Annotated in this window: 24 protein-coding genes and 1 pseudogene; 15 read left to right on the forward strand and 10 right to left on the reverse strand. The window is 67.9% G+C overall.

What is annotated here, in order from left to right; genetic code table 11:
* Nucleotides 1-96 precede the first annotated feature (96 nt).
* The 3 genes from M6E97_RS26770 (at nucleotide 97) to M6E97_RS26780 (ending at nucleotide 4,034) form a co-directional block, all read left to right on the forward strand.
* Nucleotides 97-576 carry an RNA pyrophosphohydrolase gene (locus M6E97_RS26770; protein WP_003084400.1) on the forward strand — a complete coding sequence of 160 codons (480 nt, stop codon included), beginning with the start codon at nucleotides 97-99 and terminating at the stop codon, nucleotides 574-576.
* 22 nt (nucleotides 577-598) lie between these two features.
* Nucleotides 599-2,878 carry a phosphoenolpyruvate--protein phosphotransferase gene (gene ptsP / locus M6E97_RS26775; protein WP_003084404.1) on the forward strand — a complete coding sequence of 760 codons (2,280 nt, stop codon included), beginning with the start codon at nucleotides 599-601 and terminating at the stop codon, nucleotides 2,876-2,878.
* A gap of 118 nt (nucleotides 2,879-2,996) precedes the next feature.
* Complete coding sequence (locus M6E97_RS26780) at nucleotides 2,997-4,034, forward strand: sensor domain-containing diguanylate cyclase (protein ID WP_003084406.1); 1,038 nt, start codon at nucleotides 2,997-2,999, stop codon at nucleotides 4,032-4,034.
* 3 nt (nucleotides 4,035-4,037) lie between these two features.
* On the opposite strand, the gene M6E97_RS26785 is transcribed toward M6E97_RS26780, so the two are convergent.
* Nucleotides 4,038-4,793 (reverse strand): NRDE family protein, encoded by a 756-nt coding sequence (locus M6E97_RS26785; protein ID WP_033939725.1) that lies wholly within the window; start codon nucleotides 4,791-4,793, stop codon nucleotides 4,038-4,040.
* 121 nt (nucleotides 4,794-4,914) lie between these two features.
* Here M6E97_RS26785 and M6E97_RS26790 point away from each other — a divergent pair, with 121 nt between their 5' ends.
* The 3 genes from M6E97_RS26790 (at nucleotide 4,915) to M6E97_RS26800 (ending at nucleotide 7,528) form a co-directional block, all read left to right on the forward strand.
* Entirely contained in the window at nucleotides 4,915-5,718 is an 804-nt protein-coding gene (locus tag M6E97_RS26790; RefSeq protein ID WP_003110587.1) for a sulfite exporter TauE/SafE family protein, read from the forward strand.
* Between the two features lie 9 nt (nucleotides 5,719-5,727).
* The gene (gene lgt, locus M6E97_RS26795; RefSeq protein WP_003084409.1) at nucleotides 5,728-6,528 is read left to right on the forward strand and encodes a prolipoprotein diacylglyceryl transferase; all 801 of its coding nucleotides are present in this window, start codon (nucleotides 5,728-5,730) and stop codon (nucleotides 6,526-6,528) included.
* A gap of 205 nt (nucleotides 6,529-6,733) precedes the next feature.
* Complete coding sequence (locus M6E97_RS26800; RefSeq protein WP_003110588.1) at nucleotides 6,734-7,528, forward strand: thymidylate synthase; 795 nt, start codon at nucleotides 6,734-6,736, stop codon at nucleotides 7,526-7,528.
* Between the two features lie 26 nt (nucleotides 7,529-7,554).
* On the opposite strand, the gene M6E97_RS26805 is transcribed toward M6E97_RS26800, so the two are convergent.
* The 3 genes from M6E97_RS26805 to M6E97_RS26815 are packed head-to-tail and all read right to left on the reverse strand — an operon-like array spanning nucleotide 7,555 to nucleotide 11,144.
* Nucleotides 7,555-8,352 (reverse strand): FkbM family methyltransferase, encoded by a 798-nt coding sequence (locus M6E97_RS26805; RefSeq protein WP_003112965.1) that lies wholly within the window; start codon nucleotides 8,350-8,352, stop codon nucleotides 7,555-7,557.
* Between the two features lie 34 nt (nucleotides 8,353-8,386).
* Nucleotides 8,387-9,766, reverse strand: coding sequence for a GTPase/DUF3482 domain-containing protein (locus tag M6E97_RS26810; RefSeq protein WP_034005640.1), 1,380 nt, complete (start codon nucleotides 9,764-9,766; stop codon nucleotides 8,387-8,389).
* The gene (locus M6E97_RS26815; protein ID WP_033939726.1) at nucleotides 9,759-11,144 is read right to left on the reverse strand and encodes a DUF2868 domain-containing protein; all 1,386 of its coding nucleotides are present in this window, start codon (nucleotides 11,142-11,144) and stop codon (nucleotides 9,759-9,761) included. Before M6E97_RS26815 ends, M6E97_RS26810 begins: the two co-directional genes overlap by 8 nt.
* Nucleotides 11,145-11,335: 191 nt before the next feature.
* Here M6E97_RS26815 and M6E97_RS26820 point away from each other — a divergent pair, with 191 nt between their 5' ends.
* On the forward strand, nucleotides 11,336-11,698 hold the full coding sequence (locus M6E97_RS26820; RefSeq protein ID WP_003084423.1) for a hypothetical protein: 363 nt from the start codon (nucleotides 11,336-11,338) through the stop codon (nucleotides 11,696-11,698).
* A gap of 36 nt (nucleotides 11,699-11,734) precedes the next feature.
* Here M6E97_RS26820 and M6E97_RS26825 read toward each other — a convergent pair whose 3' ends face one another.
* Nucleotides 11,735-12,886, reverse strand: a complete 1,152-nt coding sequence (locus M6E97_RS26825) for a glycerophosphodiester phosphodiesterase (RefSeq protein ID WP_003117884.1) — start codon at nucleotides 12,884-12,886, stop codon at nucleotides 11,735-11,737.
* A gap of 209 nt (nucleotides 12,887-13,095) precedes the next feature.
* Between M6E97_RS26825 and M6E97_RS26830 the strand changes: the two genes are divergently transcribed.
* The 3 genes from M6E97_RS26830 (at nucleotide 13,096) to M6E97_RS26840 (ending at nucleotide 15,804) form a co-directional block, all read left to right on the forward strand.
* Nucleotides 13,096-14,190: a hypothetical protein gene (locus tag M6E97_RS26830; protein ID WP_003110414.1), complete on the forward strand. Its 1,095-nt coding sequence runs from the start codon at nucleotides 13,096-13,098 to the stop codon at nucleotides 14,188-14,190.
* Nucleotides 14,187-15,227: a hypothetical protein gene (locus M6E97_RS26835; RefSeq protein ID WP_033939728.1), complete on the forward strand. Its 1,041-nt coding sequence runs from the start codon at nucleotides 14,187-14,189 to the stop codon at nucleotides 15,225-15,227. The genes M6E97_RS26830 and M6E97_RS26835 overlap by 4 nt, the downstream gene beginning before the upstream one ends.
* A 70-nt stretch (nucleotides 15,228-15,297) precedes the next feature.
* Nucleotides 15,298-15,804 (forward strand): dihydrofolate reductase, encoded by a 507-nt coding sequence (locus M6E97_RS26840; RefSeq protein WP_003084430.1) that lies wholly within the window; start codon nucleotides 15,298-15,300, stop codon nucleotides 15,802-15,804.
* A 15-nt stretch (nucleotides 15,805-15,819) separates the two neighbouring features.
* On the opposite strand, the gene M6E97_RS26845 is transcribed toward M6E97_RS26840, so the two are convergent.
* From M6E97_RS26845 to pfpI, 5 genes and pseudogenes are all read right to left on the reverse strand, one after another.
* Complete coding sequence (locus M6E97_RS26845; RefSeq protein ID WP_003102894.1) at nucleotides 15,820-16,293, reverse strand: metallophosphoesterase family protein; 474 nt, start codon at nucleotides 16,291-16,293, stop codon at nucleotides 15,820-15,822.
* Between the two features lie 138 nt (nucleotides 16,294-16,431).
* Nucleotides 16,432-17,817 (reverse strand): nucleobase:cation symporter-2 family protein, encoded by a 1,386-nt coding sequence (locus M6E97_RS26850; protein WP_003084433.1) that lies wholly within the window; start codon nucleotides 17,815-17,817, stop codon nucleotides 16,432-16,434.
* 229 nt (nucleotides 17,818-18,046) lie between these two features.
* Entirely contained in the window at nucleotides 18,047-19,885 is a 1,839-nt protein-coding gene (gene ilvD, locus M6E97_RS26855; protein ID WP_003084436.1) for a dihydroxy-acid dehydratase, read from the reverse strand.
* A 328-nt stretch (nucleotides 19,886-20,213) separates the two neighbouring features.
* Nucleotides 20,214-21,409, reverse strand: a pseudogene (locus M6E97_RS26860) (class I SAM-dependent rRNA methyltransferase).
* Between the two features lie 72 nt (nucleotides 21,410-21,481).
* Nucleotides 21,482-22,021 (reverse strand): protease PfpI, encoded by a 540-nt coding sequence (pfpI, locus tag M6E97_RS26865; protein WP_003128919.1) that lies wholly within the window; start codon nucleotides 22,019-22,021, stop codon nucleotides 21,482-21,484.
* A 216-nt stretch (nucleotides 22,022-22,237) separates the two neighbouring features.
* On the opposite strand from pfpI, the gene M6E97_RS26870 reads away from it, so the two are divergent.
* From M6E97_RS26870 to M6E97_RS26890, 5 genes are all read left to right on the forward strand, one after another.
* On the forward strand, nucleotides 22,238-23,062 hold the full coding sequence (locus M6E97_RS26870; RefSeq protein ID WP_003128920.1) for an HDOD domain-containing protein: 825 nt from the start codon (nucleotides 22,238-22,240) through the stop codon (nucleotides 23,060-23,062).
* A gap of 58 nt (nucleotides 23,063-23,120) precedes the next feature.
* Nucleotides 23,121-23,933: a bifunctional DNA-formamidopyrimidine glycosylase/DNA-(apurinic or apyrimidinic site) lyase gene (gene mutM / locus M6E97_RS26875; RefSeq protein ID WP_003102876.1), complete on the forward strand. Its 813-nt coding sequence runs from the start codon at nucleotides 23,121-23,123 to the stop codon at nucleotides 23,931-23,933.
* A gap of 76 nt (nucleotides 23,934-24,009) precedes the next feature.
* Nucleotides 24,010-24,588 (forward strand): lysophospholipid acyltransferase family protein, encoded by a 579-nt coding sequence (locus M6E97_RS26880; protein WP_003110410.1) that lies wholly within the window; start codon nucleotides 24,010-24,012, stop codon nucleotides 24,586-24,588.
* Nucleotides 24,589-24,670: 82 nt separating this feature from the next.
* Nucleotides 24,671-25,015, forward strand: a complete 345-nt coding sequence (locus tag M6E97_RS26885) for a hypothetical protein (protein WP_003084452.1) — start codon at nucleotides 24,671-24,673, stop codon at nucleotides 25,013-25,015.
* Nucleotides 25,016-25,284: 269 nt separating this feature from the next.
* Nucleotides 25,285-26,271 carry a tetratricopeptide repeat protein gene (locus M6E97_RS26890; protein ID WP_023095107.1) on the forward strand — a complete coding sequence of 329 codons (987 nt, stop codon included), beginning with the start codon at nucleotides 25,285-25,287 and terminating at the stop codon, nucleotides 26,269-26,271.
* Nucleotides 26,272-26,378 lie beyond the last annotated feature (107 nt).

Consider the following 26,378-nt stretch of genomic DNA (forward strand, 5'->3'; position numbering starts at 1 on the left):
TGTATCCTCCCCGCACGAGTCGCAAAGCCGCGCGTTGCCGCTATCACAAGCTTTATGGAACAATGCGGGCACATGCGATTTCGAGGATGTCCCAGCGTGATCGATTCCGATGGTTTTCGCCCGAATGTCGGCATCATTCTCGCCAACGAGGCGGGGCAGGTGCTGTGGGCGCGGCGTATCAATCAGGAAGCCTGGCAGTTCCCGCAGGGAGGCATCAATGATCGCGAAACGCCGGAAGAGGCGCTGTATCGCGAATTGAACGAAGAAGTCGGGCTGGAGGCCGGGGACGTGCGCATCCTGGCCTGCACCCGCGGCTGGCTGCGCTACCGTTTGCCGCAGCGCCTGGTGCGGACCCACAGCCAGCCGCTGTGCATCGGCCAGAAGCAGAAATGGTTCCTGCTGCGGCTGATGTCCGACGAGGCGCGCGTGCGCATGGATATCACCAGCAAGCCCGAGTTCGACGGCTGGCGCTGGGTGAGTTACTGGTACCCCCTGGGACAGGTGGTGACCTTCAAGCGCGAGGTCTACCGCCGCGCCCTGAAGGAACTGGCCCCGCGCCTTCTGGCGCGGGACTGAACACGGAGACAAGGCCCCGAGCATGCTCAACACGCTGCGCAAGATCGTCCAGGAAGTGAACTCCGCCAAGGATCTGAAGGCGGCGCTGGGCATCATCGTGCAGCGGGTCAAGGAAGCCATGGGTACCCAGGTCTGCTCGGTGTACCTGCTCGACACCGAGACCCAGCGTTTCGTCCTGATGGCCACCGAAGGCCTCAACAAGCGTTCCATCGGCAAGGTCAGCATGGCCCCCAGCGAAGGCCTGGTCGGCCTGGTCGGCACCCGCGAGGAGCCGCTCAACCTGGAGAACGCCGCCGCCCACCCGCGCTACCGCTATTTCGCCGAGACCGGCGAGGAGCGCTACGCGTCGTTCCTCGGCGCGCCGATCATCCACCATCGGCGGGTGATGGGGGTGCTGGTGGTGCAGCAGAAGGAGCGCCGCCAGTTCGACGAAGGCGAGGAGGCCTTCCTCGTCACCATGAGCGCCCAGCTCGCCGGGGTCATCGCGCATGCCGAGGCGACCGGTTCGATCCGCGGCCTGGGCAAGCTCGGCAAGGGCATCCAGGAAGCCAAGTTCGTCGGCGTGCCCGGCGCCCCCGGGGTCGGGGTGGGCAAGGCGGTGGTGGTGTTGCCGCCGGCCGACCTGGAAGTGGTGCCGGACAAGCAGGTCGACGACATCGACGCCGAGATTGCCCTGTTCAAGCAGGCCCTGGAGGGCGTTCGCGCCGACATGCGCGCGCTGTCGAGCAAGCTCGCCAGCCAGTTGCGCAAGGAAGAACGCGCGCTGTTCGACGTCTACCTGATGATGCTCGACGATGCCTCCATCGGCAACGAGGTCAAGCGCATCATCCGTACCGGCCAGTGGGCCCAGGGCGCCCTGCGCCAGGTGGTGATGGAGCACGTGCAGCGCTTCGAGCTGATGGACGACGCCTATCTCCGCGAGCGCGCCTCCGACGTCAAGGACATCGGTCGCCGCCTGCTCGCCTACCTCCAGGAAGAACGCAAGCAGAACCTGACCTACCCGGAACAGACCATCATCGTCAGCGAGGAGCTGTCGCCGGCGATGCTCGGCGAGGTGCCGGAAGGGCGCCTGGTCGGCCTGGTCTCGGTGCTCGGCTCGGGCAACTCGCACGTGGCGATCCTCGCCCGTGCCATGGGCATCCCCACGGTGATGGGGGCGGTCGACCTGCCGTACTCCAAGGTCGACGGCATCGACCTGATCGTCGATGGCTACCACGGCGAGGTCTACACCAACCCCTCCGCCGAGCTGGTGCGCCAGTACAGCGACGTGGTCGCCGAGGAGCGCGAGCTGAGCAAGGGCCTGGCGGCCCTGCGCGAGCTGCCCTGCGAGACCCTCGACGGCCACCGCATGCCGCTCTGGGTCAACACCGGCCTGCTCGCCGATGTCGCCCGCGCCCAGGAGCGTGGCGCCGAGGGCGTGGGCCTGTACCGCACCGAAGTGCCGTTCATGATCAACGACCGCTTCCCCAGCGAGAAGGAACAGCTGGCGATCTACCGCGAGCAGCTCAGTGCCTTCCACCCGCTGCCGGTGACCATGCGCACCCTGGATATCGGCGGCGACAAGGCGCTGTCCTACTTCCCGATCAAGGAAGACAACCCGTTCCTCGGCTGGCGCGGCATCCGCGTCACCCTCGACCACCCGGAGATCTTCCTGGTCCAGACCCGCGCCATGCTCAAGGCCAGCGAAGGACTGGACAACCTGCGCATCCTGCTGCCGATGATCTCCGGCACCCACGAGCTGGAAGAGGCCCTGCACCTGATCCACCGCGCCTGGGGCGAGGTGCGCGACGAGGGCGTGGACATCGCCATGCCGCCCATCGGCATGATGGTCGAGATTCCCGCCGCCGTGTACCAGACCCGCGAGCTGGCCCGCCAGGTCGACTTCCTTTCGGTCGGTTCGAACGACCTGACCCAGTACCTGCTGGCGGTCGACCGCAACAATCCGCGGGTCGCCGACCTCTACGACTACCTGCATCCGGCCGTGCTGCATGCGTTGAAGAAGGTGGTCGACGATGCCCACCTGGAAGGCAAGCCGGTGAGCATCTGCGGCGAGATGGCCGGCGATCCCGCGGCTGCCGTGCTGCTGATGGCGATGGGCTTCGACAGCCTGTCGATGAACGCCACCAACCTGCCCAAGGTGAAGTGGCTGCTGCGCCAGATCACCCTGGACAAGGCCCGGGACCTGCTCGGCCAGTTGCTCACCTTCGACAACCCGCAGGTCATCCACAGCTCGCTGCACCTGGCGTTGCGCAACCTCGGCCTGGGTCGCGTGATCAACCCGGCGGCTACCGTCCAGCCCTGATTTCCCGCGCGCCGGACGCTTCGTCGTGCGGCGCTTACGCTTTCCCCGCAAGCGTATAGACTGCCTGCCATTCGGTAGAGGCCACTGGCCAGTCGAACGTGCGAGGGATTGCCGCAAAATGGACGAACGGGCGTCGAAGCCGCCAGGTCTTCTTCCGCTGTCACGCGAAGACCTTGAGAAAACCCTGCGATATGCCCTGGAGATCGTCAGCGACGGGATCTGGGACTGGAACATCGCGACCAACCAGGTCAGCCGCAGCGCCGGCTGGTACCTGATGCTCGGCTATCCGCCGCATAGCCTGCCGGAGAGCGTGGAGACCTGGAAGAACATCATCCATCCCGAGGACTATCCGCGGGTGATGGCCAGCTTCCAGGCCTACCTCGACGGCGAAAGCCCGGAATACTGCGAGGAATACCGCTGCCGCACCTACAGCGGGGATTACCTGTGGATCAGCGATCGCGGGCGTTTCGTCGAGTTCGACGAGCGCGGCGAGCCACGGCGGATGATCGGTGCGCACCACGAGATCCATCAGCGCAAGCTGGTCGAGCTGGAGTTGCAGCAGCGCAACGAGGAACTGTTCGACTGGAACCGGCGTCTCGAGGACCTGGTGGCCGAGCGCACCGAGGCGCTGCACCGGGTCAACCAGGCGCTGGCCTCGAAGATGGCCGAGGCCCAGCGCCTGAGCGAAATCGATCCGCTCACCGAGCTGTACAACCGGCGCAAGTTCGAGCAGTGCCTGCACCATGAATGGATGCGCCGGCAGCGCCATGGACGCGCCACGGCACTGGTGATGATCGATGTCGATCACTTCAAGCGGATCAACGACCTGTTCGGCCACTCCACCGGCGATCGCGTGCTGGTCGCCTTCGGCCGCCTGGTCGCCAGCGAGCTGCGCGAGGTCGACGTGCTGGCGCGCTGGGGCGGCGAGGAGTTCATCCTGCTGCTTCCGGAAACCGGCCTGGAGGCCGCGGCGGCCTTGGCCGAACGCCTGCGCCAGCGGGTTCGCTCGCAGTCCTTCGAGATGGGCGAGCGGTTGACCGCCAGCTTCGGCGTCGGCGTGCTGAACGATGGCGAGACCCTCGACCTGCTGCTGTGCCGGGTGGACGACGCCCTCTATCGGGCCAAGCAGCGTCGCGATTGCGTGGCCTGTTGCTGAAGGTCAGCCTGGCGGCAGCACCAGGTTGACCTCGCCGAGCCGGGCGCCGGACGGCCCGAAGCTGCGCTCGATCATCTCCCGCGTGCCGTCGGCGTGTACCCGTACGACGCTGCTGGCGCGAGTGCCGTAGCTCGGGCTGGCGATGAACACGCTGGAGAGCAGACGTTCCGTGGCCAGACCCACGCCGGTATCCGGCAACTGGCTGTCGGCGGCCGGCGCTGCGTCGGCCAGCAGCTCCAGCAGGGCCTGCGGATGCGGCTCGGCAAGCCGCTCGGCGAGGGCGGCGCGAGCCTTGAGCAGCTTCGGCCAGGGCGTATCGAGGGCCGCGTTGGACAGCCCGTAGACCCCCGCCGGCAGCAGGCGCGGTGGCCCTACGCGGGGGTTGTAGTGCCAGAGCTGATGGCGATCGCCAATGAGCAGGTTGAAGCCGGAATAGTCCGCAGCGCGCCCGGCGACCTGCGCCAGGTAGTCGGCCGGGTTGCCGCCGCCGCGCAGGAAGTCCGCCACCAGTTCGCCACGGGAGCGCTTGCCGAGAGCCTGCGACGGATCGCGGACGTTGGTCAGGGCGGCGAAACGGCCGGCCGGGCCGAGCCCCAGCCAGGTGCCGCCGGCCTCCAGGTCGCGTCCGGCGAATACCCCCTCGGCGTCCTCCCAGGCCGCCAGCGGCAGGCTCGGGCGGGCATAGAATTCGTCACGGTTGGCGGCGACCAGCAGCGGCAGGGCGTGCCCCGGTTGCCAGGCGAAGACGATCAGGCACATGCGCGATCCTTGGGATGGGCTGGCCGTCAGGCTAAAGGCATCCGCCATCGCCGTTCAAGCACGACGCCTGCCGCGCGGCGCGCAATTCCGTTACCATGCCGGCTTTCCAACGGGGGCGTGCATGGAGTTTCTCCTCTATATCGTGCTGGGCGCCTGTGCCGGCGTGCTGGCCGGACTGTTCGGCGTCGGTGGCGGCCTGATCATCGTCCCGGCGCTGGTCTTCAGCTTCACCGCGCACGGTTTCGGCGGCGACGTCCTGACCCAGATGGCGGTCGGCACTTCCCTGGCGACCATCGTCTTCACTTCGATCAATTCCATTCTCGAACACCATCGGCGCGGCGCGGTGCGCTGGCCGGTGTTCGCCTGGATGACCCTCGGCATCCTCATCGGCAGTGCCCTCGGCGCGCTGACCGCGGCGCAGATCAAGGGGCCGCTGTTGCAGAAGATAATCGGGGTGTTCGCCATCCTGGTCGCTTTGCAGATGGTTCTCGATCTCAAGCCAAAGGGTAGCCGCGAGGTGCCCGGCAAGGGCGGCCTGACCCTGGCCGGCGCGGTGATCGGCTGGGCCTCGGCGATCTTCGGCATCGGCGGCGGTTCGCTGACCGTGCCTTTCCTCAGTTGGCGCAGCGTGCCGATGCAGCAGGCGGTGGCGACTTCCTCGGCCTGCGGCCTTCCTATCGCCATTTCCGGCGCTCTGTCGTTCATCGCGGTCGGTTGGCACAACCCGCAGTTGCCGGAGTGGAGCCTGGGCTACGTCTATCTGCCGGCGTTGGTCGGCATCGCCGCCACCAGTATGCTGTTCGCCCGCTTCGGCGCGCGCCTGGCGCATCGTTTGTCGCCGCGCGTACTCAAGCGACTGTTCGCCCTGCTGCTGTTCAGCGTGGGCATAAGTTTCCTGACCCCCGATCTCGCTTTTCTGTCGTAGGAGTTATCGATGCTGACGTATCCCCAGATCGATCCGGTTGCGCTGGCCGTCGGCCCGCTGAAGATCCACTGGTACGGGCTGATGTACCTGATCGGGATCGGCGGCGCCTGGCTGCTGGCGTCGCGCCGGATGAAGCGCTTCGACCCGACCTGGACCAAGGAGCGCCTTTCCGACCTGGTCTTCTGGGTCGCCTGCGGCGTGATCCTCGGTGGCCGCCTGGGCTACGTGCTGTTCTACAACCTGGACGAGTACATCGCCAACCCGACGCTGATCTTCGAGGTCTGGAAAGGCGGCATGTCCTTCCATGGCGGTCTGCTCGGCGTGATGCTGGCGGTCTGGTGGTTCGGCAAGCGCCATGGCAAGAGCTTCTTCCAGCTGATGGACTTCATCGCCCCGCTGGTGCCCATCGGCCTGGGCGCCGGGCGCATCGGCAACTTCATCAACTCGGAACTGTGGGGCAAGGTCAGCGACGTGCCCTGGGCCATGGTCTTCCCCAACGGAGGCCCGCTGCCGCGGCATCCCTCGCAGCTGTACCAGTTCGCCCTGGAAGGCGTGGCGCTGTTCGTCATCCTCTGGCTGTTCACCCGCAAGCCACGGCCGACCGCCTCGGTCTCCGGCCTGTTCGTGCTGTGCTACGGGATCTTCCGCTTCGTCGTCGAGTTCGTCCGCGTGCCGGATGCCCAGCTCGGCTACCTCGCCTGGGGTTGGCTGACCATGGGCCAGGTGCTCTGCGTACCGATGGTGCTGGCCGGCATTGCCCTGATGGTCTGGGCCTACCGCCGCGACGCGGCGCAGCCGAAGGCGGCCTGAGCCGCTTTTCGTGCCCGGGGCGGATAACGTCGCAGGCGTCATCCGCTCCGGGCAGCCGGCTTTCCGCTCCAGGGCGTGCATGGCTTGCGCCGGTTGCGCCGAACTGGCGATGCCGGCCCCGTCGCCGTAGACTTGGCCATCCTTCTGTCATCCCTCGGTGGGAGCCGCCACGTCGGCGCCGCACCGATATCGATCCGAGCCTCCGATGAAACAGTACCTCGACCTGATGCGCCACGTGCGCGAGCACGGCACCTTCAAGAGCGACCGCACCGGCACCGGCACCTATAGCGTGTTCGGCCACCAGATGCGCTTCGACCTGGCCGCGGGCTTCCCCCTGGTGACCACCAAGAAGTGCCATCTCAAGTCGATCGTCCACGAGCTGCTGTGGTTCCTCAAGGGCTCCACCAATATCGCCTACCTCAAGGAACACGGCGTCTCGATCTGGGACGAGTGGGCCGACGAGAACGGCGACCTCGGCCCGGTGTATGGCTACCAGTGGCGCTCCTGGCCGGCGCCGGACGGCCGCCACATCGACCAGATCGCCAACCTGATGGCGATGCTGAAGAAGAATCCGGACTCGCGCCGGCTGATCGTCTCCGCCTGGAACCCGGCGCTGATCGACGAGATGGCCCTGCCGCCCTGCCACGCGCTGTTCCAGTTCTACGTCGCCGACGGCAAGCTCAGCTGCCAGCTCTACCAGCGTTCGGCGGACATCTTCCTCGGCGTACCCTTCAATATCGCCAGCTATGCCCTGCTGACCCTGATGGTGGCGCAGGTCGCCGGCCTGCAGCCGGGCGAGTTCATCTGGACCGGCGGCGATTGCCACCTGTACGCCAACCACCTGGAGCAGGCCGACCTGCAGTTGACCCGCGAGCCGCTGCCGTTGCCGAGCATGAAGCTGAATCCCGAGGTGAAGGATCTGTTCGACTTCCGCTTCGAGGACTTCGAGCTGGTCGGCTACGAGGCCCATCCGCACATCAAGGCACCGGTCGCGGTCTGACCCTTCGGCGGAGCCGTCGGCTCCGCTCAACCGAACAGGCGGCGGTACCAGGGAAGCGCGCGCCAGTCCCGCAAAGCCCGCTCCGCATCTTCTGCGCGTTGCAGCGCCTGCTCCAGGGCCTGCTCCAGCGGTGCGACCGGATGGCTCATGGCGTGGCCATGGCAGAGCTGGAAGTCGTCCAGCAGGTTCGGCGGTAGCGCGAAGGCGCCTTCCAGGCGGGCCTGTTCCTCCGCCAGGTAATAGCCGTTAAGGCCGTCGAAGTGGACGAAACGGTAGCCCGCGGCGAGCAGCGGCGCTTTCCACTCGGGGTCGTGGTCGAACGGAGTTTCCGCGAGGATCAGCCACGGGCGCCAGCGGTTCAGGTCGAGGCCGCGGAGCACCGCGCCTTCCAGCCCTTCGACGTCGATCTTGAGGAAGTGGATCGGCCCTTCGACATGGGCCGCGCAGATCGCGTCCAGGGTGCTGACCTTCACTTCGCGCGGAGTGGCCGTGCAGCCCTCGGCCTGGCGCTGGCGGGCTAGCTCGGGGTCCAGGGTGGAGAGACCCGAGGCGGCCATCTCGTAGAGCGTGGCGCGGCCTTCGCGCTCGCCAATGGCGAGGTTCAGGTTGAGGTCTTCCGGCCGTTCCCGCTCCAGCTCGCGGTGCAGGTGGGGCAGCGGTTCGATGTTGATGCCGCGCCAGCCGCGCTCGTAGAACGCCAGGGTGACCGAGTCGATCCGCGGGTGGTTGGCGCCGACGTCGATGTAGAACCCCCTGGGGAAGAGTTTCAGGGCCCGCCAGAGTCGGACGTCTTCCAGGTTCTGCGCGTAGGAAACGAAGGGCATGGGCCTACCTCTTGGGCGATCGTCGCCCAGTCTGTCATTCCCCGCGTCCGCTCTCCAGCAATTCGGCCAGCGCGTCGATCTGTTCCTGGCGGTCGCTGCCGCCCACCCGCCTGCCGTTCAGCGACGACCACTCCGGATGCGCGCGCGCCTTGCGCAGTGCTTCCGGCAGCTTGCCTTCGCGCCACTGCTTGTCCTCCGGGGTCTCCAGGCGGATCGCCTCGATCGCCGCGTGGCCGCGCGTTTGCAGGGCTGCCAGGAGCTGCCGTTGGCGCAGCGCAAGCAAGCGCAGCACGGCGTCGTTGACGGTCAGCTCGCGGGCGCCCTTGAGTTTGCCGAGCAGGCGCGAACCGTAGTGCCCGACGGTCTGCCAGGCGCCGCCAGCGAGGGCGCCGAGGGCGGCGGCGGCGCCAAGGGTGACGCCGCCCACCAGCAGGTCGATGCCGGCGCCGGCCGCGGCACCGGCCGCAACCCCGCCGCCGAGGCGGATACCGAGTTGGCGCAGGGTCTCCGGATTGAACAGATCGTCGCCCCAGCGGCCGTCGAGCAGCGGCAGGTCGGCGGCGCGGGCGTCGTCCCTGGCGAAGGCGTAGAGCCGCAGCAGCGCTTCCACGCAGGCCTGCTCGCGCTTGCGCACCTGCTGGTGCAGGTCGCGGGTGGCTTCCTGCATGGCGCTTTCGCCGCCGGGCACCAGGCGCCGACAGGCGGCGACGTCAACCAGCAATTCGGCGATCAGCCGTTGCCCGGCGCGCAGGCGCGCGGCGGCCTGGGTCTCATGGTCGGCGATCAGCCGGTCGAGTTGCGGCCGGGCGCGCTCCAGCAGCAGCGCCAGGCTCTCGTAGAGGCGCCGTTCGCCGTCCAGCGGCGGCGCCACGCTGTCGAAACGCACCAGGGCGTGCAGGCCCAGGCGAGCGAGGGCGGCGCGCCACTCCTCCTCGCGATGCTGCGGGCTGGCGACGAAGTTCAGCACCGGCAGCAGCGGCCGGCCGCAGCCGGCGAGCACCGCCAGTTCGTCGCGATACTTGGCCAGCACCGGTTCGCGGGCGTCGATCACGTAGAGCCCGGCGTCGGAGGCGAGCAACTGGCGGACCACCTTGGCTTCCTGTTCGAAACGCCCGCGCGCTTCGTTGCTGTCCAGCAACCGCGCCATGCGTTCCGGGCCATCGAGACGCTCGCCGGGGCGCTCCAGGGCGTCCAGGTAGTCGAGCAGGGCGATGGCGTCTTCCAGGCCGGGCGTGTCGTAGAGTTCCAGCAGCGCTTCGCCGTCCACCGACAGCCTGGCGCCCTCGACGTGGCGGGTGGTGCTGGGGCGATGGGAGACTTCGCCGAATCCGCGGTCGCGAGTCAGGGTGCGCAGCAGCGAGGTCTTGCCGGTATTGGTGTGGCCGACCACGGCCAGGATCAGCGGCTCAGTCATGGCCGGTCTCCAGCCAGGCCAGCGGCGAGGTCTCGCCGTGCGGCAGTTGCAGGCGCTCCAGGGCGGCGTGCCAGTCGCCCAGGCGGTCGCTGTCGAGCGCTTCGCCGGGCGGAGCCTGGAGCAGCCAGATGCGGGTGCTGGCGGCGCAGCGGGCGAGTTCGCCGAGCAGTGTCAGGGTGCCACGGTCCGGCGAGCGACGCGGGTCGCAGGCGATGGCCAGGCGCGCCGGCGGGTAGCGGGTCAGTTGTTCGAGCAGGCGACGGCGCTGCTGGCCGTCGTCGAGGATGCCGGCGTCGGCGACGCCTTCGGCGAGCTTCGGCGGCCAGGGCCGGCGATCGTCCAGCTCCACCGCCACCAGCACCGCTCCGGCGGCTTCCTGGCCGGACTGGCCGCCCTGCGGCTCCGGCAGCCAGTCCGGTGCCGCGTCGCTGACGCCGAGGCGTTCGCTGGCCGGCATCAAGCGTTCGCGCAGCAGGCTGTAGCCTGGGTCGTCGAGGTCCAGGTCGAGGTCGGCCAGGCCGCGTTTCCAGCGCCACAGGCAGAACAGACCGAGCAGCGCGCGCGGCAGGACCCCATAGACCAGCAGTACGCCTACCAGCCAGCCGGCCCAGGCGTGCCGTGCGGCTTCGCTGGCCAGGGCGGCGTCGCCGCTGGCGCGGATCAGTTCGGCGTCCGGCAACGGGAAGCCAAGCAACGCCGGCAGGGCGCCGAGCGCCTGGGTGAGGGCGATGAAGGTATCGCTGCCGAGAATGGTGGTTTCCCAGACGAAACCGTAGCGGCGGGTCGCCAGCAGGCCGAGGAGCATGGCCAGCGCGGTCAGCAGGCCGAGCAGCCAGAGCCCGTGGACCAGCGCGCCGAGGCCCCAGCGCGCCAGCCGGCGCCGGCCGAGCAGGACCAATAGCGCCGGCGCCAGGTGCGCGGCGCGGGCATCGCGCGCCAGCTTGCCGCTGAGCCACAGCCAGAGCCGGCCGAGCGCGCCCGCGGCCTCGCCGCCGGCGAGCAGGCCGAGGGCCCAGCCGAGCAGGGTCAGCAGGTGCAGGCCGAGGAGGCTGGCCAGCGCCCAGAACACGTTGACCGGGCGCTGGCCGTCGCCAAGCGCGGCGAAGGCCAGGCCGGCGCCGCTGGCCAGGGCCAGCACCAGCAGCAGGGCCAGCGCCAGCCGCGAACCCTGGCGCCAGGTCCGCTGGGCGTCCAGCAGGCCCTCGCGGCGGCCCAGCCAGTGGGCGCGGGTGAGAATACGGCGCGGCAGAGAACCGCCCTGGGCCAGCGCCTGGCGAAGCGCCTCGCTGTCTTCCAGCGGACCGGCCTGCTCCTCGCGCAGGCGAACGGCCTCGGTCAGCCAGAGGGCGTCGAGGCCGGGATGCGTCGTGTGACTCAAGTCACCTCCTGTGTCGATTTCCCTGCCGAGCGTGAATCGTGCCCGGCCAACGGCGTCTGATCAGCGCCAAACATAGCAAAAAGCGCCCCGGCGGCTCATGCTGGCTTGCCAGCCGGCTGGCGGCGGGGTGTGGGATTTTGACTGGCGCCGTGGCGAAAGCGTTCGGCGCCGGTAGCGAGAGGAACACTGAGATGAAGGTAGTACGCCGATACCCCCTGGCGCTGTTGCTGGGGATGGCGGGCGCGCTGGCCGACGAGTTGCCCGATGGCTCCTTGCTGCAACGCTATGGCGTGCAGGCCGACCAGTTGCCGACCCTGGCGGCGGATCCGCCGTCGCGCAAGGAGGAGAAGGAAACGCCGTCGCGCTTCCGGGTGGAGCCGGAGCAGCCCTTGGTGACCTTTGGCGTCAAGGACCACAAGGGCGTGGAACCCACCGGCAACCCGTCGATCGACGCCATGCACGAGCGCGATCGGCGGATCTGCCGGAACATCAGGCGGCAGGCGCTGGAGAAGGGCAAGGCACAGCCCTTCGACGGCTACATCGAGTGTCCATGAGGCCGGCGCCCGCGTACGAGCGCCGGTCGGGCCGCGTCAGCGCTGCTCGCGCAGGCGCACGGCGACGTCCGGCTGGTCGCTGAACAGGCCGTCGATGCCGGCGTCGAGGTAGGCCCTGATCTCGCCGGCCAGGTCGCCGCGCGACTGTGGGTTGCCGTCGGCGCTGCGGAACTCCGCCGGAAGGAAGCTGTTTTCCGCGCGGAAGGTGTAGGGATGCACCTTCAGCCCGGCGGCGTGGGCGTCGCCGACGAAGCGGGTCGGCTGGCCGAGGTTGCCGTTGGCATCGCGGGGAATCACGTAGCTCTTGTCCGGACCGACCCCGTAGGCGTAGCGCGCCACCTGGCGCAGGCCCTTGGCGGTGGCCATCTCGGCGTAGGTCAGGCTGCCGCCGCTGGCCTGCTGGTCGTAGGGCTGGCCGCTGCCGTAGAGCTGGACAAGGCGGATGCCGGTGAGGCGCTTGAGTTCCTTCAGGTTGTTCACCTCGAAGGACTGGATGAATACCGGCGCGCGCGGACCGAGGTAGCCGTTGCGGTGCAGGGTCTTCACCAGCGGGCGTTCCATGGCCAGGCCGAGGCGCTGGAAGTGGGTGCCGTGCTTGATCTCGGGGTACAGGCCGATGGTGCGTTGCTGGCTGATTTGCAGGCTTTTCACCAGGTCGATGATCTCCTGCAGGGTGGGGATCTCGAAGGTGCCGTCCAGGCGCGCATTGCCCGGGCGGATCGTGGGGATGCGCTCGATGGCGCGCAGCGTCTTCAGTTCGGCGAGGGTGAAGTCTTCGCTGAACCAGCCGGTGAGTTCCACTCCGTCGACTTTCTGCGTGCGCTTGCGGTCGGCGAATTCCGGGTGCTGGGCGACATCGGTGGTCAGGCCCAGCTCGTTGTCGTGGCGGGCGACCAGCTTGCCGTCGCGGGTCATCACCAGGTCCGGCTCGACGTAGTCGGCGCCCATCATCACCGCCAGGGCGTAGGCGCCCAGGGTGTGTTCCGGTACGTAACCGCTGGCGCCACGGTGGGCGATGACCAGAGGCGAGCGTTCGTCGCTGGCCGGGTGGCGGACGGAGGCCTGGCCCTGGGCCCAGTCGATGGCGCGTTGTACGTTGCCGGTGTCGGCGTGGGCGGCGCTGGCCAGGCCAGCGGCGAGCATCAGGCAGGCGGCGCCGAGGTGGCGGCGCAGGAAGGCTGGTTGCATGACGGGTCCTCGTCGGCGGTTCGGGAGTGTTCCAGTCCAGCAGAGTGACGCAGCCAGGTGATACTTCTTTGCCCGTTTCGCGACATTCCCGTGACAATCGCCGCCAGCGTGACGACGTCGGCGTTTTCCCGGCCAATCCAACGAAAGGGGCGGACGGCCGGGGCAGGGTATAGGGTGACGGCGCTCGCATAACAATAAGAGGATCGGTGATGGCTTCCGCGCAACCTGCCTCCGCGTTTCCCTGCCTGTCGTTGCAACTGGCCTGCCTGTTGCTGGGCGCCTGGCTGGCCTTCGATGCCCACGGTGGCGGCCAGGCCGTGGCGCCGCCGGCCCGTGTCGAAGCGCGTGTGCCGACGGCCGCTACCGATGACTGGGGGCGCCAGCCGGACAGCCTGATGAGCGCCGTGCCGCCGCGTACGCTGGAGGCGAGCGTCGGCGCCCGCGGCTCGGGATCGGCGAGTTCGCGACTGTGGATCGCCGATACCGACTTCCGCCTGCACGACGACATCGGTTTCTTCATCCAGCGCATGCTGATCCGCATGGAACCGACTCGTCCCGGCGCGCCCTTGTCGCTCGACGATCCGACGGCGATGGTGGCGCGGATCCAGGCCGGCGAGATATTCGTCAGCGACGCCACCCTGGCGACCCTGCTCAACCAGGACCTCGCCGCGTCCCGCGCGGCCGTGCGCAACCTCAGGATGAGCACCCGCAAGGACGGCCAGGAAGTGCGTGGCGAGTTGTTGCGCAAGGGGCGCTGGCGGCCGCTACGGATGCTCACCGAGATCGAGCTGAGCGGTCCGCTGGAGGTGACCCTGGTACCCCGGCGGATCTTCGTCGACGGGGTCGAGGTCACTTCGTCGCTGGCGGCGGCCTCGATCGAGATGTCCGAGGTGCTGAAGCTGAAGACCCGGCACATGGAGCTGGTCGGCAACCGCATCCGCGTCGACCTCGACGGTTTGTTCCCGCCGCCGCGCCTGGACTTCCGCGTCAGTCGCCTGGCCCTGGCGGACGGCGGCATGCAACTCGCCCTCGGCGACTCCCTGGCCGACCTGCAATGGCCGGCATTACGGGCGCCGGACAGCTACATGTTCATCGAGGGCGGCGATATCAAGATGGCGCGCACCGTGCTGGTCAAGGCCTACGCCCTGTTCACCAGCCTCAGCCCGGGGCAGCCGCTGCTGTTCAATCTCTACGACTACCGGCGGCAACTGCAGAACGGTGTGATCCGCCTGCGCGAGGACGGCATGGTGCAGATCGCCGTGTCGCCGGTGAAGGCGCCGGCGCCGCTGGAGGCACGGCTGTGAGCCGGCGTCCGTGGGGCGTGCTGCTTGGCTGGTGCCTGTTGGCGGCCAGCGCGGTCCAGGCCGAAAGCGCCATCGACCGGCAGCAACGCGAACTGGCCCTGCTGCGCGAGGGCTGGTACCGGCAGGTCCCGCCGGCGCCGGTGCCGCTGCCCATGCGTACGGCCGGGCCGGCGGATTCCGGCCAGGATGGCGTCGGCATACTGCTGCGCAACGTGGACATGTACCTGCGCGGCAACATCGGTTTCCACGTGCCCGAGGTGAAGGGCTGGCTGGTGCCGAACCGGGCCGGCCAGCCGGTGGACTTCGATCGCCCGCAGGACATGCATTTCCAGGTGATGGAGGGCGAGGTGCTGCTCAGCCCGCGGCAACTGGCCAACCTGTTCAACGAGCACATCCTCGCCTACGACGGGACCATGTTGAAGGACTTCCGCATGAGCAGTGCGGCGGGACGCCTGGAGGTGGAGGGACGGGTGCGTCCGCTCGGCGTAGGGCCCTGGCTGCCGCTGCGGCTGGGCGGCGGCGTGGAGGTGGACGCGGCCAGCGGCGCGCTGGTCTATCGGCCCGACCAGTTGAAGGTGATCGGTCTGCCGCTGTACGGGGCGATGAGCCTGGTCGGCTTGCCGATGTCGGCGCTGGTCAGCCTCGATCGGCCGGGGGCGAGCCTGGTCGGCAGCGCCATGCGCCTGGACTACCGCAAGGTCTTCCCGCTGCTGGGCATCGACGGCCACGTACAGGAGGCCTGGCTCGACGACCAGGGGCTGCACCTGCGTTTCTCCCAGGCGCCCGGCCAGCCGTCGCCGGTGTTCAGCCCGCCGACCGCGGCGGGCCCATCCTTCCTCTGGCTACAGTCCGGCGACCTGAAGATCTTCGAAATCCTCATCACCTACGCCCAGGTGCTGCTGAAGACCGAGACCCCGGACCAGGTGCTGACCTTCAACCTGCAGGACTACCGCAAGGTGTTGGCGACCGGCACCACCCAGGTCAACGAGGATGGCACCTTCTTCATGCAGGTGCCGCCGTATGCCAATCCCTTGTAGGCCGGGCCTGGAGTCCGCCGGCGCGAGTGTTTATCCTCGCGCCTTTGTCCTTCCACGATGAGGTAACCCCATGGCACGACCGCTGGCGATGATCGCCGCCCTTGGCGAGAACCGCGCGATCGGCATCGACAACCGCCTGCCCTGGCGCCTGCCGGCCGACCTCAAGCATTTCAAGGCGATGACCCTCGGCAAGCCGGTGATCATGGGGCGCAAGACCTGGGACTCGCTGGGTCGGCCGCTGCCGGGCCGGCTCAACCTGGTGGTCAGCCGCCAGGCCGGCCTGGCACTGGAGGGTGCGGAAGTGTTCGCCAGCCTGGACGCCGCGCTGGCGCGCGCCGAGGCGTGGGCGCAGGCGGAGGACGCCGACGAACTGATGCTGATCGGCGGCGCCCAGCTCTATGCCGAGGCCTTGCCGCGCGCCGCGCGCCTCTACCTGACCCGGGTGGGCCTGGCGCCGGAAGGCGACGCCTTTTTCCCCGAGATCGATGGCGCGGCCTGGCGCCTGGCGTCGAGCATCGAACACGCCGCGGCTGACGATGCGCCTGCCTACGCCTTCGAGGTATGGGAGCGCCGCTGACGGTTCCAGGCGGGGTCAGAGGGTGATCAGCTCCGCCTCGATCTTCTTCCCCGCCACTTCCAGCACGCCGATCCCGATCGGCAAGCTGAAGCGCCGCGGTCCGGCGCTGCCCGGGTTGAGGTAGAGCACGCCGTCGCGCTCTTCCTTCAGCGGCTTGTGCGAATGTCCGGCGACCACCACGTCGATGCCTTCGGCGGCCGGGTCGAGGTCGAGTCGCTTGAGGTCGTGCAGCACGTAGAGGGTCAGCCGGCCGATCTTCAGCAGCAGGCGCTCGGGGATGTCCGCCGCCCAGTCCTGGGTGTCGTTGTTGCCGCGCACCACCGAGAGCGGCGCCAGGCGTTCCAGCTCGGCGAGGATTTCCGGCTTGCCGATGTCGCCGGCATGGATCAACTGGTCGCAGCCGCGCAACCGTTCCAGCGCCTCGGGCCGGAGCAGGCCATGGGTGTCGGCGATCAGGCCGATGCGCAACGGGCGGCGGGACTGGGGCATGGGCGCGGGTCCGGGTTGCGGGACGGAAGAGGGTGGCCGACGGGCATGGCCATGCCGTCGATCATACCCAACCATTGGCCGGCTACGAAAACCCTTCGGCGAAAACCGCGACGCCACCCGGAGGTGGCGCCGCGCCTATCAGTGTGCGGCCTTCTGGACCGGGCTTTCCGGCAGGAACCAGTTCAGCAGCAGGGCGCAGATGCCGCCGGTGGCGACCCCGGATTCCAGCACGTTGCGCAGCGCCGCGGGCATGTGCGCGAGGAACTCCGGCACCTGCGAAACGCCCAGGCCGAGGGCCAGGGACACGGCGATGATCAGCAGGGCGCGGCGGTCCAGCTGGATGCCGGCGAGGATGTTGATGCCCGAAGCTGCCACCGCGCCGAACATCACCATCGCCGCGCCGCCCAGTACCGGTTCCGGCACCGCCTGGATGACGCCGGCGACGCTCGGGAACAGGCCGAGCAGGACCAGCATGGCGGCGATCCAGAGGCCGACGTAGCGGCTGGCCACTCCGGTGAGCTGGATCACCCCGTTGTTCTGGGCGAACACCGAGCTGGGGAAGGTATTGAAGATACCGGCGAGGAACGAGTTGGCGCCGTTGACCAGCACGCCGCCCTTGATCCGCTGCATCCACAGCGGGCCTTCCACCGGCTGCTTCGACACCTTGCTGGTGGCGGTGACGTCGCCGATGGCTTCCAGGGAAGTGACCAGGTAGATCACCAGCATCGGGATGAACAGCGGCCAGGAGAAGTCCAGGCCGAAGTGCAGCGGGGTCGGTACCTGGAACAGCTCGGCCTGGTGCATGCCGGTGAAGTCCAGGCGGCCGAGGTAGCCGGCCAGCGCGTAGCCGACGGCCAGGGCGATGACGATGGCGCAACTGCGCATCCATACCACCGGGATGCGATTGAGCACCACGATGATGCCCAGCACCACGCCGGACAGCAGCAGGTTCTCGCCGTTGGCGAAGGTGCCGTTGGACATCGCCGAGAAGCCGCCGCCCATGCTGATCAGGCCGACCTTGATCAGGGTCAGGCCGATCATCAGCACGACGATGCCGGTCACCAGCGGGGTGATCAGCCGCTTGACGAACGGCAGTATGCGCGAGATGCCCATCTCGACGAAGGAGCCGGCGATGACCACGCCGAAGATCGCCGCCATCACGCTTTCCACCGGCGTGCCCTGCTTGACCATCAGCGCCCCGCCGGCGATCAGCGGGCCGACGAAGTTGAAGCTGGTGCCCTGGACGATCAACAGTCCGGCGCCGAACGGGCCGAAGCGCTTGCACTGGACGAAGGTGGCGATGCCGGAGATCACCAGCGACATCGACACGATCAGATTGGTGTCGCGCGGCGATACGCCCAGCGCCTGGCAGATCAGCAGGCCGGGGGTAACGATCGGCACGATGATCGCCAGCAGGTGCTGGAGAGCGGCGAGCAGGGCGATGGGAGCGCTGGGACGGTCGTCCAGGCCATAGACCAGGTCGTTGCGGGCGCTGGCGTCCGACGGGCTTTGCAGGGAACTCATGGTGGCGGTCCGGGGAAAAAGAGCGCGATTTTACTGGGCGAACGCGGTCTCGCCCAGGCCTGGCTGCGCCGCATGTCGGCGGATAACGCCGGTGGCGTATGCGCCCTACGGTTGGAGCGTGGGTGAGCGGTAGGGCGAATGACCGCTTGCGGTTATCCGCCATTCGGCGTGCGCACGCGCGAATGAAAAAGCCCGGCGCGGGACCGGGCTTTTTTCGTCGCGGGACGATTCAGCCGTCCAGTAGCGCCTTGTTGCGTACCGCGCCCTTGTCGGCGCTGGTGGCGAGCAGGGCGTAGGCCTTGAGCGCGGTGCTGACGCGGCGGGCACGCGGCGCGGCCGGCTTCCAGCCCTTCTTGTCCTGTTCGGCGCGGCGGGCGGCGAGTTCTTCGTCGCTGACCAGCAGGTTGATCGAGCGATTGGGAATGTCGATCAGCACCTTGTCGCCGTCCTGCACCAGGCCGATGGCGCCGCCGGCGGCGGCTTCCGGGGAGGCGTGGCCGATGGACAGGCCCGAGGTGCCGCCGGAGAAGCGTCCGTCGGTGAGCAGGGCGCACTGCTTGCCCAGGCCCTTGGACTTCAGGTAGCTGGTCGGATAGAGCATTTCCTGCATGCCCGGCCCGCCCTTCGGTCCTTCGTAGCGGATGATCACGATGTCGCCGGCCTTCACCTCGTCGCCGAGGATGCCTTTCACCGCGGCGTCCTGGCTTTCGAAGATCTTCGCGCTGCCTTCGAACACGTGGATCGACTCGTCGACCCCGGCGGTCTTCACCACGCAACCGTCGAGAGCGATGTTGCCGTAGAGCACGGCCAGCCCGCCTTCCTTGGAATAGGCATGCTCGACGCTGCGGATACAGCCCTCGGCGCGGTCGTCGTCCAGGCTCGGCCAGCGGGTGTTCTGGCTGAACGCGGTCTGGGTCGGGATGCCCGCCGGACCGGCCTTGAAGAAGGTGTGCACGGCTTCGTCGCGGGTCTGGGTGATGTCCCACTGGGCGATGGCGTCGGCCATGCTCGGGCTGTGCACGGTGGGGACGTCGGTGTGCAGCAGGCCACCGCGGGCCAGTTCGCCGAGGATGGAGAAGATGCCGCCGGCGCGATGCACGTCTTCCATGTGGTACTTCTGGATGTTCGGCGCCACCTTGCACAGTTGCGGCACCTTGCGCGACAGGCGGTCGATGTCGCGCAGGTCGAACGGCACCTCGGCCTCCTGGGCGGCGGCCAGCAGGTGCAGGATGGTATTGGTCGAGCCGCCCATGGCGATGTCCAGGGTCATGGCGTTCTCGAAGGCCTTGAAGTTGGCGATGTTGCGCGGCAGCACGCTGTCGTCGCCTTCGCCGTAGTAGCGCTGGCAGAGTTCCACGGCCAGGCGCCCGGCGCGCAGGAACAGTTGCTCGCGGTCGGCGTGGGTGGCCAGGGTCGAGCCGTTGCCCGGCAGCGACAGGCCGAGCGCCTCGGTCAGGCAGTTCATCGAGTTGGCGGTGAACATGCCGGAGCAGGAGCCGCAGGTCGGGCAGGCGCTGCGCTCGTACTCGGCGACCTTCTCGTCGGAGCAGGAGTCGTCGGCGGCCACCACCATGGCATCGACCAGGTCCAGGCCGTGGCTGGCCAGCTTGGTCTTGCCGGCTTCCATCGGCCCGCCGGAGACGAACACTACCGGGATGTTCAGGCGCAGCGCGGCCATCAGCATGCCGGGGGTGATCTTGTCGCAGTTGGAGATGCAGACGATGGCGTCGGCGCAGTGGGCGTTGACCATGTATTCCACGGAGTCGGCGATGATCTCCCGGCTCGGCAGCGAATAGAGCATGCCGTCGTGGCCCATGGCGATGCCGTCGTCGACGGCGATGGTGTTGAATTCCTTGGCCACGCCGCCGGCCTTCTCGATCTCGCGGGCGACCAGTTGGCCGAGGTCCTTCAGGTGCACGTGGCCGGGCACGAACTGGGTGAAGGAGTTGGCGATGGCGATGATCGGCTTTTTGAAGTCTTCGTCCTTCATCCCGGTGGCGCGCCAGAGGGCGCGGGCGCCGGCCATGTTGCGGCCGTGGGTGGAGGTTTTCGAGCGGTAATCGGGCATGACGATTTCCTGCGGCTAATCAGGTTCGGGTTATGACTGTATCGTGAGCGTCGAAGGAACCGGATGCAAACGGGGAATAGCCGAGTGTACGGAGTTGGCCGGGGTCTGAATGGGGTCACCATTGGCGACGGCCTGGGCTCACTGCCCGCCGGGGGATGATTGGCGAGGAATGCCCGGATTCTAAGCCCAGAGCGGGCGAATGGGGAAGGCTGGCGGTCGGCGGAGCGGCGCGTCGCGACCAGGGTTGGCCTCTTGCGCCGCCCGTCGCGCCGCGAGAGGCGGTGGCCGTAGGGCGGATGAACGCAGGCGCTCATCCGCCGGGACGGGCTCAGCCGTTGGGCAGCAGCCGGCAGATCAGGCTCTTGATGTAGCGGGTTTCCGCGATCGCCAGGTGCACCGGATGGTCGGGGCCCTGGCCGCCGCGCTCGAGCAGCTGGATGTTGCGGTCGAGATGGCGGGCGCTGCCGATCAGGATGTTCTGCAGGTCGTCCTCGGGCAGGTGCATCGAGCAGGAGGCGCTGACCAGGATGCCGTCCTTGCTCAGCAGGCGCATGGCCTGTTCGTTGAGACGGCGGTAGGCGGCCTCGCCGTTCTTCAGGTCCTTCTTGCGCTTGATGAAGGCCGGCGGGTCGGCGATCACCACGTCGAAGCGTTCGTCGGCGGCCTTCAGCTCGCGCAGGGCCTCGAACACGTCGCCCTCGACGCAGGCGACCTTCTCCGCCACGCCGTTCAGCGCCGCGTTGCGCTCGACGCCGTCGAGGGCGAAGGCGGACGCGTCCACGCACATCACTTCGCTGGCGCCGAAGGCGCGGCCTGGATGCCCCAGCCACCGATATAGCTGAATAGGTCGAGGACCCGCTTGCCCTGCACGTAGGGCGCCAGGCGCGCGCGGTTCATGCGGTGGTCGTAGAACCAGCCGGTCTTCTGCCCGGCCAGCACCGGCGCCTCGAACTTCACGCCGTTCTCTTCCAGCGCGACCCACTCCGGCACTTCGCCGTAGGCGTTGGCCACGTAGCGCTCCAGGCCCTCGGCGTCGCGCGCGCTGGAGTCGTTCTTCCAGAGCACGGCGGCGGGCTTGAGCACCTGCAGCAGGGCGGCGAGCACCTCGTCCTTGCGCAGTTCCATGGCCGCGGACGCCAGTTGCACCACCAGCACGTCGCCGAAGCGATCGACCACCAGGCCGGGCAGCAGGTCGGAATCGCCGTAGACCAGCCGGTAGAACGGCTTGTCGAAAAGCCGCTCGCGCAGGCTGAGGGCGATGTTGATGCGATGAACCAGCAGCGATTTGTCGAGAACGTGCTTGGTATCACGGGAAATGAGGCGGCCGCAGATGAGATTGTTCGGGCTCAGCGCGACGATGCCCAGCGGCTTGCCGTTGGCCATTTCCAGCACCGCCTGGTCGCCGGCGGCGAAGGCATTCAGCGGCGTCGCGGCGACATCCACCTCGTTGCTGTAGACCCACAGGTGGCCGGCGCGCAGGCGGCGCTCGGCGTTGGCTTTGAGACGCAAGCTGGGCAGGGTCATGGGAAAGGCTCCGGCAAAAGAGCGCGATTATAGCGCAGCGACGGGATTCGCCGCTGCGCGAACGCGGGCCGTTCAGCCGGCGAGGATTTCGATGAATCGACGGTTGAAGGCCGGGATGTCTTCGGGTTTGCGGCTGCTCACCAGCTTGCCGTCCACCGCTACCTCCTGGTCCACCCAGTGGCCGCCGGCGTTGTTGATGTCGTCCTTGAGCGACGGCCAACTGGTCAGGGTACGACCCTGCACCAGTCCGGCGGAGATCAGCAGCCAGGCGCCGTGGCAGATCACCGCCACCGGCTTGCTCGCCTGTTCGGCGCGGATCGCCAGTTCCTGGGCCTTGGCCAGGCTGCGGATCTGGTCGGAATTGACCACCCCGCCGGGCAGCAGCAGGGCGTCGTAGTCGTCCAGGCTGGCGTCTTCGAAGGTGCCGTCGACGCGGAAGGCGTCGGCTGGCTGGTGATGGTTCCAGCCGCGCACCTCGCCGGCCTTGTCGGAAAGAATCCTTACCGTGGCGCCGGCGTCTTCCAGGGCTTTTTTCGGACCGATCAGTTCGATCTGTTCGAAACCGTCGGTCACCAGGGCGGCGACGACCTTGCCGTGCAGGGATTGGGTCATGGCGTGTCTCCCGATATCGGATGGGGGTATACATTCCGACCCTGGCGGCTGCGGGAAAAGTTCCATGCCCGTTGCCTGGCGCCGCTTTTCCGGCAGAAGCCCGCCCCATGGCGGGGTTCTCCGGGTAAACTGCGCACACCGTCAACTTTCGCCCCCGCCCTCATGGTCCAAGAACTCACCGCCGAGCAGATCCGCCAGGCCCTGCAAGGCATCAGCGTGCCGCCGCAACCCCAGATCATGGTCGACCTGCAGATGGAGCAGGTCATGCCCAATCCGGACCTGAAGAACATCGCCAGGCTGATCAGCCAGGACCCGGGCCTTTCCGGCGCCCTCCTGAAACTGGTGAACTCGCCGTTCTTCGGCCTGGCCAACCGCATCACTTCGATCCAGCGCGCGGTGAACCTGCTGGGCAGTCGTTCGGTGATCAACCTGATCAACGCCCAGTCGATCAAGGGCGAGATGAGCGACGACACCATCGTCACCCTCAACCGTTTCTGGGACACCGCCCAGGACGTGGCCATGAGCTGCCTGAGCCTGGCCAAGCGGGTCGGCTACGAGTCGGTGGACGAAGCCTACGCCCTCGGCCTGTTCCACAACTGCGGCATTCCGCTGATGCTCAAGCGCTTCCCGCACTATATGGCGGTGCTGGAGGAGGCCTATGCCGCCGCCAGCGACGAGCGCCGGGTGGTGGACACCGAGAACCGCGTGCTGAACACCAACCATGCGGTGGTCGGCTACTACACCGCGCGTTCCTGGCGCCTGCCGGAGCACGTCTGCGAGGCGATCGCCAACCACCACAACGCGCTGTCGATCTTCGGCGACGAGTCGGCCCGCGACACCCAGCTGAAGAACCTGCTGGCGATCCTGAAGATGGCCGAGCACATCTGCGGCTCGCACCGGATTCTCGGCAACCAGCCGGAAGACCACGAGTGGAACAGCATCGGCGCGCTGGTGCTGGACTACGTCGGGCTCACCGACTACGACTTCGAGAACCTCAAGGGCTCGATTCTCGAGCTGGGCGTCGGCCAGGGCAGCTACTGACTGGCCGCGCCGCGGCGCTTCCTGCTAAGGTGCCGCGGTCAACCGGATTGCTGCCGCCATGCCCGAACTACCCGAAGTCGAAACCACCCGCCGGGGCATCGCCCCCTACCTCGAAGGCCAGCGCGTCGAGCGCGTGATCGTGCGCGAGCGGCGCCTGCGCTGGCCGATCCCCGAAGACCTGGACGTGCGCCTGTCCGGACAACGCATCGTCAGCGTCGAGCGCCGCGCCAAGTACCTGCTGCTGGGCGCCGAGGCCGGTACGCTGATCAGCCACCTGGGCATGTCCGGCAGCCTGAGGCTGGTGGAGAGCGGCACCCCGGCCAGTCGCCACGAGCACGTCGACATCGAGTTGGCCTCGGGCATGGCCCTGCGCTACACCGATCCGCGGCGCTTCGGCGCCATGCTCTGGAGCCTGGCGCCACTGGAACACGAGCTGCTGCGCAACCTCGGCCCGGAACCGCTGACCGACGCTTTCGCCGGCCAGCGTCTGTTCGAGCTGTCGCGCGGGCGGAGCATGGCGGTCAAGCCGTTCATCATGGACAACGCGGTGGTGGTCGGGGTCGGCAACATCTACGCCAGCGAAGCGCTGTTCGCCGCCGGCATCGATCCGCGCAAGCCCGCCGGGAGCATCTCCAAGGCGCGCTACCTGCGCCTGGCGGAGGAGATCAAGCGGATCCTGGCGATCGCCATCGAGCGCGGCGGCACCACCCTGCGCGATTTCGTCGGCGGCGACGGCCAGCCCGGTTACTTCCAGCAGGAATTGTTCGTCTATGGCCGTGGCGGGGAGTTCTGCAAGGTCTGCGGCAGCACCCTGCGCGAGATCCGCCTAGGCCAGCGCGCCAGCGTGTACTGCCCGCGCTGCCAACGCTGAAGCGCCGCGCCGCGCATACTCTACCGCCACAAGAAGGGCCGCCACGGTGAGCGGCCTGCCATAAGAAAGGTGCACGATGTCCGGCAATTACCTGCCTCGCAACACCCTGGTCGAGTCGCTCGGCCATGCCATGCTGAAACTCTCCGGCTGGAAGATCGAGGGCCAATTGCCCGCGCTCGACAAGTTCGTGGTGATCGGCGCCCACCACACCTCGAACTGGGACTTCGTGGCCTTCCTTGCCGCCAAGTTCGTCCTGCGCCTGAACGCCCGCTGGTTCGGCAAGCACACCCTGTTCAACGGCCCGCTGGGCGGCCTGATGCGGCGCTGGGGCGGTATCCCGATCCAGCGCCACCTGAAGCTGAATACCGTGGACCAGGCGATCCAGGCCTTCCGCGAGCACCGTGAGTTCATGCTGATCATCGCTCCGGAAGGCACGCGCAAGAAGGTCGACCGCTGGCGCATGGGCTTCTACCACATCGCCCGTGGCGCCGGCGTGCCGGTGGTGCCGGCGGCGCTGGACTACGAGAACCGGCGGATCGTCATCGGCGAACCCTTCTGGCCGACCGGCAACGAGGACGACGACCTGTGCAGCCTGATTGGCTTCTACCGGCCGTTCATCCCTAAAAAGCCGCACTACGCATTCCTCGGCGATTGAAGGCGGTCACGCTGGCACTACCCGCAGCGCTGTTATAGTTAGGCGATATCTGCCCAACCAAAAACCAGAAAGGACCGCCTCCATGAACCTGTTTCGCACCACCGCGCTCGTGCTGGCGCTGACCACCGGGCTCTCGTCCATGCCCGCGCTGGCGGATGCCGTGCAGGAAAACGCCAGCGGCGACCCGATGTACACCGTCGAAGCGCCCCCCGCGTACGCCATGATCGGCGATCTGCTCATCGCCCGTCCCTTCCTGATCGCCGCCACGGCCGTCGGGGCGGTGGCCTTCGTGGTCAGCCTGCCGTTCACCGCGGCCAGCGGCAGCGTCGGCAAGGCCGGCCAGGCGCTGGTGGTCGATCCGGGCAAGGAAGCCTTCGTCCGTTGCCTGGGCTGCACCACCAGCGGCTATAACCACGACGAAAGCTGAGTTTCCAACGGAATGAAAAAAAGCCGGTCATCGACCGGCTTTTTGTTTTCTCGATGCATTGCAGGGGGCACGGAGATTGAGCTGAGTCTTTTCTTCCGCCACGGCAGGCGGCAGCTATAGCGCCGCATCGGCCGATGACAGATGTTCCGCACGGACCGTTCGCGGCACTTGATCGGACTCTCCGATGGTGACAGTGTCCTGCTGACCAGCAAGGTCACAAGGTCGACCAGGGGTGGCCGACCGGCTCAACCAAGATAAGGATTTCGCGTATGTTCAGTCAGTGGGTGTTCCTGTCCGTCCTTGCTCTTGCCGTACCCTCGTTCGCCTGGGCGGAGGATGCGGCGTCCGACCTCGGCACGGAGCAGTTCAAGGCGGAGCAGGGTGACAAGCGCGGCGATGAACTGTTCGCCGAATTCACCCGCCTCCGCCAGGCCGCCGAGACGGGGGAGCCGCAGGCGCTGTTCGATTTCGGCGCCTACTTCTACCAGCAACAGAACTACGCCAGCGCGCGCGAATGGTGGGGCAAGGCGGCCGCTGCGGGGATGGTCCGCGCGCAGATCCAACTGGCCATGCTCTATCGCGATGGTGACGGCGGGCCACAGGACAAGACCGAGGCGGCACGCTGGTTCCGGAAGGCCGCGGAGCAGGGGGCTGCCGCCGCCCAGAATGAAATGGGCGTTCTCTACTGGAGAGGCGAAGGGGTCGACCAGGACCGGGTGAAGGCCGGGACCTGGTTCGAACGCGCGGCGGCCAGCGGTAGCGAAGACGCCGAAACCAATCTGGGATGGTTCTACCTGGACGACTCGCAAGGCGTCTATTCCGCCACTTCAGACGAGGAAGCCGCCCTGCTGGACCGTTATGCCGGCAGCCGGGAAAAGGCCTTCCAGTGGTTCTGCAAGGCTGCGACCCAGGGAGATGCCCGTGCCCAGTTCAAGGTGGGCGAGGCCTACTGGAACGGTTCCGGTGCCGGGATGAACAAGCTGCAAGCACGGCTCTGGCTGGAAAAGGCCGCACAGCAGCAGGATGCGGATGCCATCGCCTGGCTGGAGAGCGCCGCGAACGCAGCCTGGTACACCCGCCTGGAAAACTGGATTCACGCTGCGCTGGATGGAGAGCTGTCCGGCGTCGCCGACTGCTCCGGTGTCGCCGATCGCCGGCACTCCGGCCGAGGCATGGAGGGCGCCTCGTCTGAACCGGAGGCGGTGGAAGCCAGTGCGGAGGATGCGCAACAGGCGGCTGAAGCGGCGAGCCAGTGAGGCCCGCCGCCTGGATTGCCAGCCGGACTCGTCGGCGAGACGTCTACGCGTGGGCCGGGGCGCCCTGTCGGTCGAGGAGGACCCGGCCGGTCATCGATCGGCTTTTT

It is taken from the genome of Pseudomonas sp. B111 (assembly GCF_026428275.1).
GTDB classification, from domain to species: Bacteria; Pseudomonadota; Gammaproteobacteria; order Pseudomonadales; family Pseudomonadaceae; genus Pseudomonas; species Pseudomonas aeruginosa.